The organism is Lelliottia sp. (genome assembly GCF_045627565.1).
Lineage (GTDB): Bacteria > Pseudomonadota > Gammaproteobacteria > Enterobacterales > Enterobacteriaceae > Enterobacter.
The window spans coordinates 16,180-34,545 of the sequence record NZ_JAZQNX010000024.1 but is presented as its reverse complement, the minus strand read 5'-3'; the positions used below and the strand labels follow the sequence as shown (position 1 = coordinate 34,545).

Genomic DNA, 18,366 nt, shown 5'->3' with positions numbered 1-18,366 from the left:
AAGTCAGGAGGTCGTATGAAGATTCTGATGACAGGCGGTACTGGCCTGATTGGTCGCCATCTCGTTCCACGCCTGCAGGCGCTGAAACATGATGTCACCGTCGTCACGCGCAGCCCGGATAAAGCGCGCCAGGTGCTCGGCAATGATGTTGGCATCTGGAAAGGACTGTCTGAACATCAGAATCTCGACGGCTTCGATGCTGTGATTAATCTTGCCGGTGAACCCATTGCCGATAAGCGCTGGACGGAACAGCAAAAACAGCGTTTGTGCGAGAGCCGCTGGAACATCACGCAAAAACTGGTCGATCTGTTCCACGCCAGTGAAACGCCGCCATCGGTATTGATCTCTGGTTCAGCGGCGGGTTATTACGGCGATCTAGGCGAAGTCGTTGTTACCGAAGAAGAGCCACCACATAACGAGTTCACCCACAAACTGTGCGCGCGCTGGGAGCAGATTGCCTGCGGTGCGCAAAGCGATCGCACACGCGTCTGTCTGCTGCGTACCGGCGTTGTGCTGGCGCCTAAAGGCGGGATTCTGGCGAAGATGATGCCCGTCTTTAAGCTGGGACTGGGCGGCCCCATTGGCAACGGACGTCAGTATCTGGCGTGGATTCATGTCGACGATATGATCAATGCGATTATTTGGCTGCTGGATAACGATCTGCGCGGCCCGTTCAACATGGTGTCGCCGTATCCGGTTCGCAATGAACAGTTTGCGCATGCGCTCGGCCACGCGCTAAAACGCCCTGCCATTCTGCGTGCGCCGGCAACCGCTGTTCGATTGATAATGGGCGAATCGTCAGTGCTGGTGCTTGGCGGACAACGCGCTCTGCCAAAACGCCTCGAAGCGGCCGGGTTTGCGTTTCGCTGGTATGACTTAGAGGAAGCGCTGGGAGATGTGGTGGGTTAAATTGGCCGCGTTACGTATGGTAAAGTCACTATTCTGACTCCCTGCAATGGCGTAACAATGGCGACGATCACCACTCCCCGGCTCCTTCTCACTCCTTTTGAACCCTCCGATTGGGCGTTTTTTCGCTCGCTGCGTGAAGACCGCAACATTATGCGGTTTATGGCCAGCATCGCTTCAGAAAAAGAGACCCGCCGCGTTTTTGCCGCCCGTCTGACGGCGCAGCATACCTTTGTTATTCGTACTCATGACGATGACACCCCGTTGGGTGACATTGGCCTGCACGTTAGCGCACAGTTTCGTGAAGAGGCAGACATCGGTTATACCGTGATTCCGCACGCGCAGGGCAGAGGTATTGCCAGCGAAGCGCTACGTGCGGTGTGCGATTACGCGTTTAATCAGGTGGGCGTTAAAGCGGTAAATGCGTATGTGCTGGCGGATAATGTCGGTTCGGTGCGGGTGCTGGAGAAAACCGGATTTGTGCGCACGCAGGTGCTGGAGAAGGCTTACGAAATTGACGGTGTGAAGTATGACGACTGGGCGTATCGGCTTGAATGTGGTGCAGCCTGAATGCCGTACGGTGATGCGTTTGCCCGATCTATGTTTTTTGTAGCCCGGTAAGCGAAGCGCCACCGGGCGATGTGGTTCCACTGCGGTCTGATGCCCTCACCCGGCCCTCTCCCACAGGGAGAGGGAGAACTCCCTGTTACTTCAACGACCCCTTCAAGAACTGCTGCAAGCGCGGGCTTTTCGGATTCGCTAAGACGTCATCCGGATGTCCCTGCTCCTCAATTTTACCCTGATGCAGGAAGATGACGTGGTTGGATACGTTACGGGCAAAGCCCATTTCGTGCGTCACGACCACCATCGTTTTTCCCTCTTCAGCGAGTTGCTGCATAATGCGCAGCACTTCACCTACCAGTTCCGGGTCCAGCGCCGACGTCGGTTCATCAAACAGCAGCACTTCGGGCTCCATCGCCAGAGCACGCGCAATGGAAACGCGCTGTTGCTGACCGCCCGACAGATGCACCGGGTATTTAATCTGCTGGCGCTCGTCGATCCCCACTTTCGCCAGATATTTTTCTGCGCGGGTGCGCGCCTCTTGCTTGCTCAGACCCAGCACCTGAATCGGTGCTTCCATCACGTTCTCCAGCACCGTCATATGGCTCCAGAGATTAAAGTGCTGGAATACCATCGTCAGACGGGTACGCAGCAAACGCAGCTGATGCTTGTCCGCCACTTTTAGCTGCCCGTCTTTATCGCGCACCAGGTTAATTTGTTGCCCACTGACGACGATGGAACCTTCGCTCGGTTTTTCAAGGAAGTTAATGCAGCGCAGGAAGGTACTTTTCCCCGAACCGGATGAGCCGATAATACTGATGACATCGCCCGCGTTTGCCTGCAACGACACCCCTTTCAGCACTTCATGTTCGCCGTAGCGCTTGTGCAAGTCGATAACGTTTAGTTTGTTCTCAGCCATCTTTATTCTCAGTGCGTCGAAGGTTTGACATGCTGCAGCCAGCGTTTTTCCGCTTTACGGAACAGGCTAATCAGAACGTACGAAATGATTAAGTACAGCACCGCAGCGATACCAAATGCGGTAAAGGGCTGATAGGTCGCCGAGTTAATATCACGGGCGATTTTCAGCAAATCCGGTACGGTGGCGGTGAACGCCAGCGCGGTGGAGTGCAGCATCAGGATCACTTCGTTGCTGTAGGCCGGAAGCGCAATACGCAGCGCCGAGGGCAGAATAATGCAGCGATAGAGTTTCACCGATGAAAAGCCGTACGCACGCCCCGCTTCAATCTCGCCGTAAGGCACGGAACGAATCGCCCCGGCGAAAATCTCGGTGGTATAGGCACAAGTATTCAGCGTGAGCGCCAGGACGGTACAGTTCAGCCCGCTGCGAAAGAACGCGTTCAGCATCTCGGTGCCTTTCACGATCTCCAGCGTGTACATGCCGGAATAGAACACTAGCAGTTGCACATACAGCGGCGTTCCACGGAACACATAGGTGAACAGCCAGATCGGGAAGCGAATGTACTTATTGTTCGAGACGCGACCAATCGCTAAAAACACCGCCAAAATCCCGCCGACCACGACAGAGGAAATCAGCAGCCACAGGGTGATCGCCACGCCTGTAAAGCGATAGCCATCTGTCCACAGCAGCGATTTCCAGTATTCCTGAATAATCTCAATCACAGGTCAGCCCTCTTCACACCCACGGAGTAGCGACGTTCGAGTAGAAGCAGCACGCCATTGGAGACGGTGGTAAACACCAGATAAATCAATCCGCATACGACAGCAAAGTAGAATGGTTCCCAGGTACTTTTGCCAGCAAGCTGAGTGGCTTTGACCACGTCTTCCAGACCCAGCAGTGAAACCAGCGCCGTCGCTTTGAGGATAACCTGCCAGTTGTTGCCAATGCCCGGTAAGGCAAAGCGCATCATGGCCGGGAACATAATTCGACGGAAGATTTGCGACGCGGTAAAGCCAAACGCGGTCGCCGCCTCGATGTGTCCTCTGGGGACGGCCATATACGCGCCACGGAACGTCTCGGTAAAGTACGCGCCGTAAATAAAGCCCAGCGTAATGATACCGGCCACCATCGGGTCAATATCAATTTGCGACATACCTATAGCATCCGTCACGATGTTGAGCGCAATTTGCAGACCGTAGAAAATCAATAACATCAACACCAGGTCGGGTACGCCGCGAATCAGCGTAGTATAGGCTTCAAAAACCAATGCCAGAATTCGATTGCTCGAAAGTTTCGCTCCCGCACCCACCAGGCCTATCAGCACTGCCAGCACCACAGAACTGAGGGCCAGTTCGAGGGTAACAAGCGCGCCTTGTAAAATAACGCCAGAAAATCCGTACAGCATAACGCCTGCCCTGTTGTGTCGTGAGTGGTCAAACCGTGTCTTTTCCCCTCCCGAAACGAGAGGGGCCGCACGTTATTCAACAGCGCTATTAGCCGCCGTATACATCAAAATCGAAGTATTTTTTTGCCAGCTTTTCGTAAGTTCCGTCAGCGCGCATTTCCGCAAAGGCCTTATTCAGCGCTTCACGCAATTCATTATCTTCTTTACGCAGACCCATACCGGTGCCGACGCCAAAGAGTTTTTCGTCCTTAATGGACGGACCGCCAAACTTATAGTCTTTACCAACTGACGTTTTGAGGAAACCTTCGCTGGCAGCCACTTCGTCCTGGAACGCAGCGTCAATACGACCCGCAGTCAGGTCAGCGTAGATATTTTCCTGGCCCTGATAAGAGACGATTTCGATCCCTTTTGGCGCCCAGTGTTCATTGCCGTACGTTTCCTGAGTCGTACCCTGCAACACGCCTACGCGTTTGCCTTTCAAGGACTCAAGTGTCGGCTGGATATCAGAGGCGTTTGCGACCACCAGACGAGAATCAGCCGCGTAGAGTTTGTCCGTGAAGGCAATCTCTTGTTGGCGCTTTTCGGTGATAGACAGAGAAGACATGATCACGTCGATTTTTTTCGCTTTCAGCGAGGGGATCAGCGCATCCAGTGGGTTCTCAATGTAGGTACATTGCACTTTGATACGTTTGCACAGCTCATTCGCCAGATCGATATCAAAACCGACCAGTTCACCTTTCGAATTCTTCGATTCGAACGGAGCATAAGTAGGATCTGTGCCGATGCGAACTTTTTGCGGAAGGGCAGCGAATGCCGCGGTAGCGCTGGAAAACGCCAGCACCAGAGAAAGTGACAACACCAGTTTTTTCATATCTATCCTCAACAAACTGTCTTATTACGGGATTTTACGACGCAGGGGCGTCGTTAATGTGCCATCAATCCCCCAGACATGGCAAAGTATAATGCCCGCTGCGTGGAGTTTTTTGCATCATAAGTGCTTAACTATGCACCTGACGACCCAACATGGTGCACTTTTTGCACCATGTTGGGTCACTCACACCCGAAGCGCACCGTGACAGGGAATCGTCATGGCACCCTTTCCCGTCATTGACGATTAATCGCCGTAGACGTTGAAGTCGAAGTATTTTTTAGCCAGTTTGTCGTAAGTGCCGTCTTTGCGCAGTTCGTTAAAGGCTTTATCGAATGCGGCTTTGAGCTCGGCATCGTCTTTACGTAAGCCAATCCCGGTGCCGTCGCCAAAGTATTTTTTGTCTTTAACTGACGGGCCCGCAAACGCAAACTCTTTACCTGCAGGCTGCTTCAGGAAGCCTTCGCTCGCCGCCACTTCGTCCTGGAATGCCGCATCCAGACGACCCGCCGCCAGATCGGAATAGATCAGATCCTGGTTCTGGTAAGCCACGACATCGACACCTTTTTCACGCCAGTCAGCGTTGGCATACCCTTCCTGAGTGGAGCCTTGCAGCACGCCCACATGCTTGCCTTTCAGCGACTCGATAGTCGGCTGGATCGGAGAACCTTTGGCAGCAATCAGACGGGAATCCGCAGCGTACAGCTTCTCGGAGAACGCAATTTCCTGCTGACGTTTTTCGGTGATTGAGAGAGAGGAGATAATCGCATCAATTTTTTTGGCTTTCAGCGAGGGGATCAGCGCGTCAAAGTCACTGCCCACCCAGGTGCACTTAACCTGCATACGCTTGCACATCTCATTGCCCAGATCGATATCAAAGCCGACAAAATCACCTTTGGCATCTTTCGACGAGAATGGCGCGTAGGTTGCGTCGGTACCGATACGAACTGTCTGTGGAAGTGCTGCATAGCTGCTTGCCGCCGCACTTAACCCCACCAGCAAAGACAGAGCCAGAACCGTCTTCTTCATACATTTACCCTCAAGTGTCGTGATTTTATTATGTATTGTGTTGTGTGTTGTATTGCAGGCGATCCTTGCAGGTCTTATGCCACATTGCCGTCGGGTAAAAAAATCGACGTTAAATATGTTAATAAAACGTTGCGATAATGCCTTAATGGTGAAAGATAGCAGGTCTACCGAACGAACCGCAGAGGGAAAAAGGGAAAAAACGAATTAAATGTTGAGGATTTGATCGCGGTTGCATATTTGCCCCGAAACAGGGCAAATCAATTTTTGATGCACCGCCGTTGTGCGGGGGTTACGCGCCCTGCCAGCGGGTAAAGAGATCTTCAGGCAGGTCGATATCAAACTGATCGAGTACGCGGTTGACGGTCTGGTTAATCACATCATCCAGCGACTGAGGACGATGATAAAACGCCGGGACCGGCGGCATAATGACCGCACCGAGTTCGGCTGCCTGCGTCATCAAACGCAAATGCCCCAAATGCAACGGAGTTTCACGCACGCACAGCACCAGTGGACGGCGCTCTTTAAGCACCACATCCGCCGCACGTGTCACCAACGTGTCAGTATAGCTGTTCACAACGCCAGAAAGAGTTTTGATTGAGCAAGGCAAGATAACCATGCCAGCCGTTTTATAGGAGCCGGAAGAGATGCTGGCGGCGATATCACGGGCATCGTGCACAACGTTTGCCAGAGCCTGAACATCGCGCAGAGAAAAATCGGTTTCGAGCGTCAAAGTCTGGCGCGCAGCCTGACTCATCACCAGATGGGTTTCGACCTCTGGCACGTCGCGCAGCACTTGTAGCAGGCGTACGCCGTAAATTGCGCCACTGGCACCTGAGATCCCTACGATGAGTCGTTTCATAATTTCGCCCTTTCTTGTATCAGGGCAGACTTTGCAGGATTTTGCGGGGAGTTGCAAGTGAGGGCCAGCGCCCTCACTTGCGAAGGGATTAGCCCTCGTTGTGCATCTCTAAACTTTCGAGATCGTTTTGCATCTGAACGGCTTTAACGTCGTCATTGCGCAGCGAATCCAGATAATCCAGATATTGCTGATCAACATCTTTGGTCACGTAAATGCCGTTAAACACGGAACATTCAAACTGCTGAATATCCGGATTCTCGGCACGAACCGCGTCAATCAAATCATCCAGATCCTGGAAAATCAGACCGTCAGCACCGATTATCTGACGAATTTCGTCGACTTCACGACCATGCGCAATCAGTTCGTTCGCCGTTGGCATATCGATGCCGTACACATTCGGGAAGCGAATTTCGGGTGCTGCAGAGGCCAGGTAGACTTTTTTCGCACCGGCTTCACGCGCCATCTCAATAATCTGCTCAGAGGTAGTGCCACGCACGATAGAGTCATCCACCAGCAATACGTTCTTATCACGGAACTCAGCGCGGTTGGCGTTCAGCTTGCGCCGCACTGATTTACGGCGCAGCTGCTGACCCGGCATGATAAAGGTACGGCCAACGTAGCGGTTTTTCACAAAGCCCTGGCGGTACGGTTTACCCAGAATACGCGCCATTTCCAGTGCGATATCGCAGGAAGTTTCCGGAATCGGAATGACTACGTCGATATCCAGATCATCCCACTCGCGAGCAATTTTTTCACCGAGTTTAGTTCCCATGTTAACGCGCGCGCTGTACACAGAAATTTTATCGATAAAGGAGTCTGGGCGTGCGAAGTAAACGTACTCAAACAGGCACGGATTGCTGACCGGGTTTTCCGCACACTGGCGGGTAAACAGCTGGCCTTTTTCGGTAACGTACACCGCTTCACCCGGCGCAACGTCGCGCAGAAATTCAAAGCCCAATGTGTCCAGCGCCACGCTCTCGGAGGCAACCATGTATTCGGTTCGGCCATCACCCAGATCGCGTTTACCCAGCACCAGCGGACGAATACCGTTCGGGTCGCGAAAGGCCACCATACCGTGGCCGATGATCATCGCGACGCAGGCGTAAGCGCCACGAATCAGACGATTCGTCGCGGCAATCGCGGCAAAAATGTTGTCTGCTTCCAGCGGATAATGGCGGAAGTTATCCAGCTCACTGGCGAAGATATTGAGCAGGATTTCTGAATCAGAAGTGGTGTTAATGTGGCGACGTTTCTCTTCGAAGAGCTTTTTACGTAGCTCATGCGCATTGGTCAGATTGCCATTGTGGGCAAGCGTAATACCGTACGGTGAGTTCACATAAAAAGGCTGTGCTTCAGAAGCGCTGGAACTGCCAGCAGTAGGATAACGAACGTGACCAACACCCATGTTGCCTTGCAGGCGCTGCATATGGCGGGCTTCAAACACATCGTTGACCAGGCCATTCGCTTTGCGTAAACGGAAGCAGTTATTTGCATCAATCGTGATGATACCCGCTGCATCCTGACCACGGTGCTGAAGCACCGATAACGCGTCATAAATAGACTGGTTTACCGGCATGAAACCGGCGATACCGACAATACCGCACATTCGTCTTTTCCTCGTTAAGAGCTTGGTTTAGTAGGCGTCATTGTCGCAGGCAGGTTGAGCGCGGAGAGCGCACAACAACCGGAGCGAACGCGTAGCCTATTAAACCAAACTCTAAGCCACATCTCAGGGTTAGACCCTGGGCAAGAAACTCGACGAGCTTTGCAGATAGTCAAAGAACCATCTGATGATGAAGCTGAACTGTGGTATCAACTGCGATTTCTGCCAGTCTTCACCTTTTGAAACCCCGGTAAAGGTATCAAGGAAGAACAGTATCGCGGCCACAATCAGCACGCCTCGCAACGCACCAAAACAGATCCCCAACACTCTGTCCGTTCCTGACAGACCGGTTTTCTCGACCAGCTGACCTATCACGTAATTGACGATAGCGCCGACGAGCAGCGTCGCGACAAACAGCACCGCGATGGCGATCCCATTTCGAACCAGTTCATCTTCAAAGCCCGTGAACCAGACGGACAGGTACGTGTAGTAATGACTGGCAACAAAGAAAGCACAACCCCAAGTCACCAGCGATAACGCTTCACGAACAAAGCCACGGATCAGGCTAACCAGACAGGAAAAACCAATCACCGCAATGATGGCGTAATCAATCCAGACCATATATGTCCCACGATTAAACGCCCTGTCATCCAGTTCGGGGCGAATTCTAACAGAAAAAGAAAACGTTTGCGTAGGGATTTCCTTCCCCCGCGTAAATAAAAAAGGCGCTGAAAAAATGTTCAACGCCGAGGGCTTCTTACGTCTCTTCGGACGGATGCCTGGACCTTCTCCTCTGACCGTCCCCCCCCTTTTCAAAGGAGAAATGGGACGGTTTTCTGCCCCTTTTTTAGCAAGAGGGACGGATTAAGGCCAATCAGTTCGCACTGTAATTCATCACCACGCCGCTCAGACCGGAAATCTGCTTCAGCTCGCCAAGCGACCCTTTCAGTTTGTCTTTTGAGGCATCCGGGCCAACGAGAATGCGGGTAATTTTACCCTGCACTGGCGTCGAAGGTGAAGTGTAAACGCGATATCCTGCGCCGCGTAATTTACCCACGACTTCATTGACTTTATCGGCATTTTTCAACGCGCCCAACTGCACAACGTAGGCTTTTCCGGTTGGGGCAGGTTTTTCTTCCTGGACCGGTTTTTCCGGCGGTACTTCCGTAGCGGCAGCGATTTGCTCGCTGGCTTTGTCACGCAGCGGTTTTGGTTGAGGTTTTTCGACAGGTTTTGCCTTCTCGACAGGCTTTGGTTGCACCACCGGTTCTGCGGCAGGATCCAGTTCATTACTGCCATTGCCGGTTAAGCGAGTGGCATCGAGCGATGGCGCTGCCGCGTCTCCGGCGCGCACTTCTTCTGCGGCACCTTCTGGCGGCTGTGCTGGCAGCGCCTGCGTTGCCGCAGGTAACATGTCAGGTTCATCACGATCGCCTGGTTTTGGCACCAGTGGGATTGCCGCAAACTCATCCTGATAATGTTTTTTTTGCCCATCCAACAGGCCAGGAAGAATAATCACTCCCAGCGCAACCAACACAATGGTGCCTGTCAAACGGTTCTGAAACTTACTCGCCACTGGTTCTCCCCGCGTCCATCACTTCCATGACATGTGCAACGGTATGGAATGATCCACATACCAGCACGGTATCTTCAGGTTTAGCATCGGCCATCGCCGCATGCCACGCCTGCGCCACGCTTTCGTAGGCGGTTCCTGCGCTGATATGTTCCATCAGCTGTTCAGCAGTCGCACCGCGTGGCCCTTCCAGTGGAGCACAATACCAGCAATCGACAACACTCTCCATGCAGGCCAGCGTACCGCCAATATCTTTATCATGAAGCATACCGATAACCGCCAGAACGCGCCCGTTTTTTGGCAATGATTTAAGGCGTTCTGCGAGATAGCCAGCAGCGTGCGGGTTGTGTGCAACATCCAGAATCAAACGCGGTGATTCACTCACTATCTGGAAACGTCCCGGAAGCATGGCGTTTTGAATACCGTCGCGGATAGCCTGCTCGCTGACGTTCAACCCGCTCGCTCGAATCGCCGCCAGCGCGGTGGCGGCATTGGGCTGAGGGACATGCGGGAGCGGAAGATGCTCAAGCACACCCTGCGCATCAGTAAAGCGCCAGTCGTTTTCCTTCACGTCATACTGCCAGTCAACACCCCGACGCAGCAGGAGAGCGCCCTTTTCTTGCGCCACATCGGCGATGGTGTGCGGCATATCAGGCTCGCCCACGACTGCCGGTTTATTCGCCCGGAAAATGCCCGCTTTTTCACGACCAATACTTTCACGATCCGGTCCCAACCAGTCGATATGATCCAGGGCGATGCTGGTGACCACCGAAACATCGGGATCAACCATATTGGTCGCATCAAGACGCCCGCCGAGACCCACTTCCAGAATCACCACGTCCAGCTTCGCCTGCTTAAACAGCCACAGCGCCGAGAGCGTGCCGTACTCGAAATAAGATAAGGAGATCTCACCACGCGCCGCTTCGATTTCGGCAAAAGAGGCGGTGTGTGCAGACTCTGGCAGCTCGGTATTTTGAATGCGAACGCGCTCGGTGTAACGCACCAGGTGCGGAGAGCTGTACACGCCGACCTTATACCCTGCGGCCATCAGCATAGATTCTAGCGTGCGGCAGGTGGTGCCTTTACCGTTGGTACCAGCCACGGTGAAAACAAACGGCGCAGGCTTCAACACATGAAGGCGAGCCGCCACCTGGCTGACGCGTTCAAGCCCCATATCGATGGTTTTACTGTGCAGGTTTTCCAGATAAGAAAGCCACGTGACCAGGGGCGACGTGGCTTGGGGAATGCTGTTGTTTTCCATGATACGCACTTTTCAGTTACGGTGAGAAAGCAAAAGGGCAGCGCCGTTTGGCCCTGCCCTTTCAAGTTATCAGGCTTCGGGTTCCTGATCCGGTACAACGACGCTTTCGCGTGGTTCATCCGGGCTCGGCGCAGGGAGATTCATCAGCTTCGCCAGGACACTCGCCAGTTTCAGGCGCATTTCCGGACGGCGAACGATCATATCAATTGCGCCTTTTTGGATGAGGAATTCACTGCGCTGGAAGCCAGGCGGCAATTTCTCACGTACGGTTTGCTCGATAACACGCGGACCGGCAAAGCCAATCAGCGCTTTCGGTTCAGCGATGTTCAGATCGCCAAGCATCGCGAAGCTCGCCGACACGCCGCCCATGGTTGGGTCAGTCAGTACGGAGATATACGGCAGACCGCGTTCCTGCATTTTGCCCAGTGCCGCAGAGGTTTTCGCCATCTGCATCAGGGACATCAGCGCTTCCTGCATACGCGCGCCACCCGAGGCGGAGAAGCAGATCAGCGGACAGTTGTCTTCCAGTGCCTGCTCAACGGCGCGGATGAAACGCGCGCCCACGACAGAACCCATCGAGCCCCCCATAAAGGAGAACTCAAAGGCTGCAGCGACAACTGGCATCTCGTGCAGAGTGCCTTTCATCACCACCAGCGCATCTTTCTCGCCGGTCTCTTTTTGTGCAGAAGCGATGCGGTCTTTGTATTTCTTAGAGTCACGGAACTTCAGCAGATCTTTCGGCTCAAGTTCACTGCCCAGCTCTACCATCGTGCCTTCATCCAGCAAGCTATGCAGGCGATTACGCGCCGACATACGCATGTGATGGTCACACTTCGGGCAAACCTCAAGATTGCGTTCCAGCTCAGCGCGGTACAGAACCTGGCCGCAGCTATCACACTTGGTCCACACCCCTTCAGGAATACTCGCCTTACGGGTGGGGGCTATGTTGCTTTTAATTCGTTCAATCCAGCTCATTGATAACCTTTCTGCCTGAACCTGGTCGTATGCCAGTTTTGCTGTAAGCGGCGCATAATGCCATTTTTGCCACAAACAGACCATGAATGTTGCACATTAAAACATAACAGCCCGAAACTTTGGATAAAAAAGTGGTCGAACCGCAAATGCGTACTTACTTCGCTTGCTTTGCTGCTGCTCGTTTGTGTCGAATGATTTCGACCACACCCGGCAGAACCGAGAGCACAATGATAGCAACAATCAATAACTTAAGATTTTCCTGCACGATCGGCAGATCGCCAAAGATGTAGCCTGCATAGGTAAACAGCAGAACCCACAGCAGCGCGCCGATCACGTTATACGCCGCAAAATGACGATAGGACATATGCCCCATTCCCGCCACAAACGGGGCAAACGTTCTCACGATCGGGACAAAACGCGCCAGGATAATGGTCTTGCCCCCATGCCGTGCATAGAACGCGTGCGTTTTGTCTAAATAGCTGCGACGGAAGATCTTCGAATCTGGATTACTGAACAGCTTTTCACCAAACAGCCGTCCAATAGTGTAATTCACCGCATCGCCGATAATCGCCGCAACGATCATGAGCATCACCATCAGGTGCACATTCAGATCGTTGGTCGGTAGCGCTGAAAGCGCACCCGCGACGAACAGCAGTGAATCGCCCGGCAAAAACGGTGTCACCACCAGGCCGGTTTCACAGAACAAAATCAGGAACAGAATGGCATAAACCCAGACGCCATACTGCGCGACCAGTTCTGCCAAATGCACATCGATATGCAGAATGAAATCGATGATAAAATGTATTACGTCCATATTGGTTAAGCCTTAATTGCAACTGCGTTAGTCCGCTAAAAACAGCGGGCCCATTGGCGGTTTTGGAAGGTCAAAACGTTCTGGATAATCAACAGAAACCAGATACAAGCCTTCCGCTTTCGCCGTTGCTGCCGCAAGCGTTCTGTCCTTCGCTGCCAGCAGTTCTGCAATCCAGCTCTCCGGCTGGTGTCCGGCGCCCACTTCCATCAGGCTGCCAACAATATTCCGCACCATATGATGTACAAAGGCATTTGCTTTGATATCCACCACCACATACGCGCCATAACGGCTGACGTTTATGTGCATCACGTTTCGCCACGGCGTGCGCGACTGGCACTGCACCGCGCGAAACGAGGTAAAGTCATTTTCACCAATCAGCGATTGCGCTGCACGTTGCATACGCTCCGCATCCAAAGGCTCGTAAAAGTGCGTCACACCCTGACCAAGTACTGCCGGGCGAAGGCGCTGATTGTAGATGATGTAGCGATAGCGACGCGCCGTGGCGCTGAAACGCGCGTGAAAATCATCCGGCACATCTTTCACCCAGCGCACGGCGATGTCACCAGGTAAATTCGCATTTACGCCTAGCGTCCATGCAGCGTCTTTACGCACCGACGTGGTTTCAAAATGCACAACCTGTCCGGTACCGTGCACGCCGGCATCAGTCCGACCCGCGCAATAGACAGCGATCGGTTGATTCGCCACCTGAGAAAGCGCTTTTTCCAGTTTTTCCTGAACGCTACGCACTTCATTTTGACGCTGCCAGCCATAGTATTTACTGCCATCGTACTCAATTCCAAGGGCAATTCTATGAACCGGCTTGAGTTCCACTCCCGACATCAGTACAGATACTCCTGCACCAGTTTCTCAGCGATTTTGACGGCCATTAGCGCACCACCAAAACGAACGTTATCGGCAACCGACCAGAACTGTACTTCGCCCGGCACGCCGTAGTTATTACGCACGCAGGCGACGGAAAGATGCGCACTGCCGGTTGCATCCCCTACCTGGGTCGGGAATTCGGTTTCGTCGCTGAGGGAGATATCTTCGCAGCGTTCAAACGCTTCGCGGGCTTCGTCGGCGGCCAGCGGGCGCAGCGCTTCAAAGCTCACCATCTGTGCATGACCGTAAAACACCGGAGACTGCACGCAACTGACGGAAACCATCAGGCCTTCGTCCTGCATCACTTTCCGCGTCTCTTCAACGATACGACGTTCTTCGCGCACGCTACCTTCGCGATCCGGCAGGATTGGCATCATATTGAACGCCAGTTGACGGCCAAAAAAATCATCCTCATCAACCGGAATACCGTTCAGGAGTTTCGCACTCTGCCCGGCTAACGCGTCGACGGCTTTTTTACCGCGCGCGGAGACAGAAAGCAGGTTGGTCACTGAAATACGCGATAAACCGCCATCGTCGATCAGCGGTTTGAGCGCAGTCAGGAGCTGGCTGGTCAGGCTATCCGGTACGGCGATAATATTGCGATTGCGGTAATCAGCCAGCACAAACGGGTTTACGTCCGGCACGATCAATGGAACGTCAGGCTCCAGCGCAAAATGGCCGCTCAGATCGATAACTAAACATCCCGCGTTGGCGGCTTCATCGGCGTAAGCGGCTGATGCCTCAGCGCCCGCAGCAAAGAACGCCAGTTGGGCTTGCGACCAGTCAAACTGTGCGACATCCTGAACGCGCACCGTTTTTCCTTCATACCGCAGCCCTTCACCCGCGCTTTCTGCGCGCGCCAGTGCAAAAATTTCTCCCACCGGGAACTGACGCTCCGCAAGTGTTTCGAGCAGGGCTTCGCCCACAGCGCCAGTGGCACCCAGTACGGCAATATTCCAGCCTTCAGACATGGTGGTGTACTCCAGAAATAAATAAGCGTCCCCGCCAGATTATCCGGCAGGGAGCATTAAGAAGACATTAACGCGCCGGGTTATGAACGGCGTTAAACCCGAGATTATTCAATAACGCTGCCGCATCGGCATCGTCACAAATCACATACAAAGAAGACCATTCGCGGCGCTCGAGATAATTCTTGCGCAGCTTGTCAAACTCACCTGGAATTCCTGCTACTTTTCGCAGCAGCGCGTCATCGCGGCGCACATCATACACTAAATGCACCAGCCTTTTTAGCGAAGACTCATCGAGCGGGCCATGCAGCGTAATGCGACCAAATTCCGGCGCGGGCAGCAGCGTATCAAGCGCCACCTGCTGTGCATTGCCGATAAACGCGCTATAGGCCTCAAAGACCTGCGTTGTGCCGCGCGCTTTACCTTCCAGCGTGTAGCCCGCGATATGTGCGGTTGCCACATCAACGCGATTCAACAGCGCCACGTTGAGATCCGGCTCTGGCTCCCAGACATCCAGCACAACGCTGAGATTTTGCCCCTCTTCCAGGCATTTCAGCAATGCCGCATTATCCACAACCGGGCCACGGCAGGCATTTATCAGAATAGCGCCAGGCTTGAGACGACGAATCAGCGTCTCGTCGGCCAGATGGAACGTTTTATACGCACCGTCTTTAAACAGCGGCGTATGAAAGGTGATCACATCCGCGTGCTCGACCAGTTCATCAAGGGTGCGGAAATCGCCTTCATCACCGCGATCGGCGCGCGGCGGATCGCACAGCAGCGTACGAATGCCCAATGCTTCGAGACGTTTTTGCAGGCGTCCGCCAACGTTACCGACACCGACGATGCCCACGGTGCGGTCCTGAAGCGCAAAACCATCGCGCTCACCTAACATCAGCAACGACGAGAAAACGTATTCCACCACCGCAATGGCGTTACAGCCGGGTGCGGCTGAAAATCCAATACCGGCTTTTGCGAGCCAGGCATCATCCACATGATCGGTTCCCGCCGTTGCGGTACCCACAAACTTGATGCCTTTTCCGGCCAGCAGCGTCTCATTCACTTTGGTCACGGACCGCACCATCAGAGCATCCGCATCATCGAGTTCAGCAACCGGAATAGGACGACCAGGAACAGCCTTAACCTCGCCCAGGCGGCTGAAGAGCTCGCGAGCGTAAGGCATATTTTCGTCAACGAGGATTTTCACGTCTGAGTACCTGTTTGAGAGGAAGTTAACCGGGCAAGTGTGCCATAATCTCGCCCCCAGGCATATACGTACAGCTGGCCTGGATTACGGTGAGTAACGACTTTAAGGATTTATGACGATGCAGCCCATTTCAGGTACGCCGCCGCGCCCTCCAGGTGATGGCCCGGGAGTTCCCTCAGCCGTTGGCGAACAACCGCTTTCTACGCTGCAGCGCACCGTGCTGGAGCGTCTGATCATCCGTCTGGTTGCACTCACCTCGCAGCAGAACGCTGAAGTGTGGGCTGGGGTCAAACACGAACTCGGGCTGAAAAGCGATGCGCCATTGTTGTCGCGCCACTTTCCGGCGGCGGAACAAAACCTGAATACGCGCCTGAACACCGCGCTACAAAATCACACGACACGCCAGACCATCTCGCAACTGACCGAGCTATTAGGTCAGGGAAATAATCGCCAGGCGGTGAGTGATTTTATTCGTCAGCAATTTGGCCAGACGGCGCTGAGTCAACTGACGCCGGATCAGCTAAAAACCGTGCTAACGCTGCTGCAAAACAATGAAATGTCGATTCCGCAGCCGCAAACGCGCCCGGCGACAGAACGCCCGCTCTTGCCTGCAGAGCACAACACGCTCAAGCAGATGGTGACAAAACTCGCCGCTGCGACCGGGGAGCCCACGAAGCTCATCTGGCAATCCATGCTGGAACTTTCTGGCGTTAAAGATGGCGAGTTGATCCCGGCCAAACAGTTTACCCATCTGGTGACCTGGCTACAGGCGCGTCAGACGTTGAGCACGCAAAGCGCGCCAACGCTGCACACCTTGCAAGCGGCGCTAAAACAGCCGCTTGAGCCACGGGAATTTGACGCGATGCGTGATTACGCGCAACAAAACTGGCAGGTGACGCCGCAAGCGGTGCTGACGACCGCGCAGGTGCAGGATCTCCTCAATCAGATCTTTGTCCGCCGCGCTGAACGTGAATCGGGTGTGCCAGAAGCCCGCAATATCCAGCCCATCTACAGCCCGCTGTTTGCGCCTGTGGTGGAAACACTCAAATCAATGTCCGCGCGCCCAGGGCTGATGTTCATTGCCCTAATGATTGCGCTGGCGATCGTGTGGATTGTGATTTAACCGCAGCGCAAATACTCGCGCGGATGCGATAGATTCGCTGAGACAGCGCGTTGAGCTATCGTCGGCGCTGAGCAGCATGACACCGAAATGAATGCACAAAAAGGGAGCCATCTGGCTCCCTTTTTACATGATGCTTGACGTGATACGGAAAACTTACGCTTTCAGTTTACGCATAACCAGCGTGGCGTTGGTCCCGCCGAAGCCGAAGCTGTTAGACATAACGGTTGTCAGCGTCTGCTCAGTTGGCTTGGTCACGATGTTCAGACCCGCAGCCTTCTCGTCCAGTTCTTCAACGTTGATGCTTGGTGCGATAAAGCCATGTTCCAGCATCAGCAGCGAGTAAATCGCTTCCTGAACGCCAGCGGCACCCAAAGAGTGGCCGGTCATCGCTTTGGTGGCGGAAATGGCCGGGCTGTTGTCGCCGAACACTTCACAAATAGCACCCAGCTCTTTCACGTCGCCTACTGGCGTAGAAGTGCCGTGGGAGTTCAGGTAATCGATCGGGGTATCCAGACCTTGCATCGCCATCTTCATGCAGCGCACTGCGCCTTCACCGGATGGAGCGACCATGTCTGCGCCATCTGACGTTGCACCGTAACCCACGATTTCAGCATAAATGTGTGCGCCACGAGCCAAGGCATGTTCCAGCTCTTCAACGACAACCATACCGCCGCCGCCCGCGATAACGAAACCGTCGCGGTGTGCATCATAGGTACGGGACGCTTTTTCTGGCGTTTCGTTGTATTTGGTGGACAGTGCGCCCATCGCATCAAACTCACAGGCCATTTCCCAGCCCAGCTCTTCGCCGCCGCCGGCAAAGACGATGTCCTGTTTACCCAGTTGAATTTGTTCAACTGCGTTGCCAATACAGTGTGCAGAGGTCGCACAGGCAGAGCTGATGGAATAGTTTACGCCGTGAATTTTGAATGGCGTTGCCAGGCACGCGGAAACCGCTGAACCCATAGCTTTGGTCACAACGTACGGACCGACTGCTTTCAGGCCACGCGGGCTACGCATTGCGTCAGCGCCGAAAACCTGTGCTTTTGAAGACCCGCCGGAACCTGCAATCAGACCCACACGTGGGTTGCTCTGATAAACGTCTTCGCTCAGGCCAGCATCAGCAATCGCTTCCTGCATGGAGAGATAAGCATAAATAGAGGCATCGTTCATGAAACGAACCACTTTACGGTCAATCAAACCGGTGGTGTCCAGTTTGACGTTACCCCATACGTGGCTACGCATACCTGAATCTTTAAACTCTTCAGAGAAAGTGATCCCGGAGCGTCCTTCACGCAGAGATGCCAGGACTTCCTGCTGGTTGTTACCGATGCTGGAAACGATGCCCAAGCCAGTAATCACTGCACGTTTCATTCAATACCTCTATAAGTCGCACTATGAAAGTTTCGACTGGCA

19 protein-coding genes are annotated in these 18,366 nt (G+C 53.8%); 3 read left to right on the top strand and 16 right to left on the bottom strand.

The genetic code is table 11. The annotated features are described in order from the left end of the window. Positions 1-15 precede the first annotated feature (15 nt). Entirely contained in the window at positions 16-909 is an 894-nt protein-coding gene (locus tag ACKI5T_RS13245) for a TIGR01777 family oxidoreductase (protein WP_407438019.1), read from the top strand. Between the two features lie 57 nt (positions 910-966). Further along, positions 967-1,476: a GNAT family N-acetyltransferase gene (locus ACKI5T_RS13240; protein WP_407438017.1), complete on the top strand. Its 510-nt coding sequence runs from the start codon at positions 967-969 to the stop codon at positions 1,474-1,476. A 136-nt stretch (positions 1,477-1,612) separates the two neighbouring features. Here the strand turns inward: ACKI5T_RS13240 and hisP are convergent, their stop codons facing one another. The 15 genes from hisP to pdxB form a co-directional block, all read right to left on the bottom strand. Beyond that, the gene (gene hisP / locus ACKI5T_RS13235; protein ID WP_015959853.1) at positions 1,613-2,386 is read right to left on the bottom strand and encodes a histidine ABC transporter ATP-binding protein HisP; all 774 of its coding nucleotides are present in this window, start codon (positions 2,384-2,386) and stop codon (positions 1,613-1,615) included. 8 nt (positions 2,387-2,394) lie between these two features. Continuing rightward, positions 2,395-3,108 carry an ABC transporter permease gene (locus ACKI5T_RS13230; RefSeq protein ID WP_131489097.1) on the bottom strand — a complete coding sequence of 238 codons (714 nt, stop codon included), beginning with the start codon at positions 3,106-3,108 and terminating at the stop codon, positions 2,395-2,397. Continuing rightward, positions 3,105-3,791 (bottom strand): histidine ABC transporter permease HisQ, encoded by a 687-nt coding sequence (locus ACKI5T_RS13225; RefSeq protein WP_407438015.1) that lies wholly within the window; start codon positions 3,789-3,791, stop codon positions 3,105-3,107. The genes ACKI5T_RS13230 and ACKI5T_RS13225 overlap by 4 nt, the downstream gene beginning before the upstream one ends. A gap of 88 nt (positions 3,792-3,879) precedes the next feature. Continuing rightward, positions 3,880-4,662, bottom strand: coding sequence for a histidine ABC transporter substrate-binding protein HisJ (gene hisJ / locus ACKI5T_RS13220; protein ID WP_015959856.1), 783 nt, complete (start codon positions 4,660-4,662; stop codon positions 3,880-3,882). A 243-nt stretch (positions 4,663-4,905) separates the two neighbouring features. Beyond that, positions 4,906-5,688, bottom strand: a complete 783-nt coding sequence (gene argT / locus ACKI5T_RS13215; protein ID WP_015959857.1) for a lysine/arginine/ornithine ABC transporter substrate-binding protein ArgT — start codon at positions 5,686-5,688, stop codon at positions 4,906-4,908. A 289-nt stretch (positions 5,689-5,977) separates the two neighbouring features. Continuing rightward, on the bottom strand, positions 5,978-6,547 hold the full coding sequence (locus ACKI5T_RS13210; RefSeq protein ID WP_015959858.1) for a UbiX family flavin prenyltransferase: 570 nt from the start codon (positions 6,545-6,547) through the stop codon (positions 5,978-5,980). An 88-nt stretch (positions 6,548-6,635) separates the two neighbouring features. Then, a complete protein-coding gene (purF, locus tag ACKI5T_RS13205; RefSeq protein ID WP_059179343.1) occupies positions 6,636-8,153 on the bottom strand; it encodes an amidophosphoribosyltransferase in 1,518 nt (505 codons plus the stop codon). A 129-nt stretch (positions 8,154-8,282) separates the two neighbouring features. Continuing rightward, a complete protein-coding gene (cvpA, locus tag ACKI5T_RS13200; protein WP_015959860.1) occupies positions 8,283-8,771 on the bottom strand; it encodes a colicin V production protein in 489 nt (162 codons plus the stop codon). A gap of 253 nt (positions 8,772-9,024) precedes the next feature. Beyond that, positions 9,025-9,726, bottom strand: coding sequence for a cell division protein DedD (dedD, locus tag ACKI5T_RS13195; RefSeq protein ID WP_407438012.1), 702 nt, complete (start codon positions 9,724-9,726; stop codon positions 9,025-9,027). Continuing rightward, positions 9,716-10,984 (bottom strand): bifunctional tetrahydrofolate synthase/dihydrofolate synthase, encoded by a 1,269-nt coding sequence (gene folC / locus ACKI5T_RS13190; protein WP_407438010.1) that lies wholly within the window; start codon positions 10,982-10,984, stop codon positions 9,716-9,718. Before folC ends, dedD begins: the two co-directional genes overlap by 11 nt. A 69-nt stretch (positions 10,985-11,053) precedes the next feature. Continuing rightward, complete coding sequence (gene accD / locus ACKI5T_RS13185; RefSeq protein WP_015959863.1) at positions 11,054-11,959, bottom strand: acetyl-CoA carboxylase, carboxyltransferase subunit beta; 906 nt, start codon at positions 11,957-11,959, stop codon at positions 11,054-11,056. A 154-nt stretch (positions 11,960-12,113) separates the two neighbouring features. Continuing rightward, positions 12,114-12,773, bottom strand: coding sequence for a DedA family protein (locus ACKI5T_RS13180; protein ID WP_015959864.1), 660 nt, complete (start codon positions 12,771-12,773; stop codon positions 12,114-12,116). 27 nt (positions 12,774-12,800) lie between these two features. Further along, positions 12,801-13,613, bottom strand: coding sequence for a tRNA pseudouridine(38-40) synthase TruA (gene truA / locus ACKI5T_RS13175; RefSeq protein WP_407438008.1), 813 nt, complete (start codon positions 13,611-13,613; stop codon positions 12,801-12,803). Next, a complete protein-coding gene (locus tag ACKI5T_RS13170) occupies positions 13,613-14,626 on the bottom strand; it encodes an aspartate-semialdehyde dehydrogenase (RefSeq protein WP_407438006.1) in 1,014 nt (337 codons plus the stop codon). The genes truA and ACKI5T_RS13170 overlap by 1 nt, the downstream gene beginning before the upstream one ends. Before the next feature lie 67 nt (positions 14,627-14,693). Further along, positions 14,694-15,830 (bottom strand): 4-phosphoerythronate dehydrogenase PdxB, encoded by a 1,137-nt coding sequence (pdxB, locus tag ACKI5T_RS13165; protein ID WP_407438004.1) that lies wholly within the window; start codon positions 15,828-15,830, stop codon positions 14,694-14,696. Between the two features lie 118 nt (positions 15,831-15,948). Here pdxB and flk point away from each other — a divergent pair, with 118 nt between their 5' ends. Beyond that, positions 15,949-16,953 carry a flagella biosynthesis regulator Flk gene (flk, locus tag ACKI5T_RS13160; protein WP_407438002.1) on the top strand — a complete coding sequence of 335 codons (1,005 nt, stop codon included), beginning with the start codon at positions 15,949-15,951 and terminating at the stop codon, positions 16,951-16,953. A gap of 153 nt (positions 16,954-17,106) precedes the next feature. Here flk and fabB read toward each other — a convergent pair whose 3' ends face one another. After that, on the bottom strand, positions 17,107-18,324 hold the full coding sequence (gene fabB, locus ACKI5T_RS13155; RefSeq protein ID WP_015959869.1) for a beta-ketoacyl-ACP synthase I: 1,218 nt from the start codon (positions 18,322-18,324) through the stop codon (positions 17,107-17,109). Between the last annotated feature and the right edge of the window lie 42 nt (positions 18,325-18,366).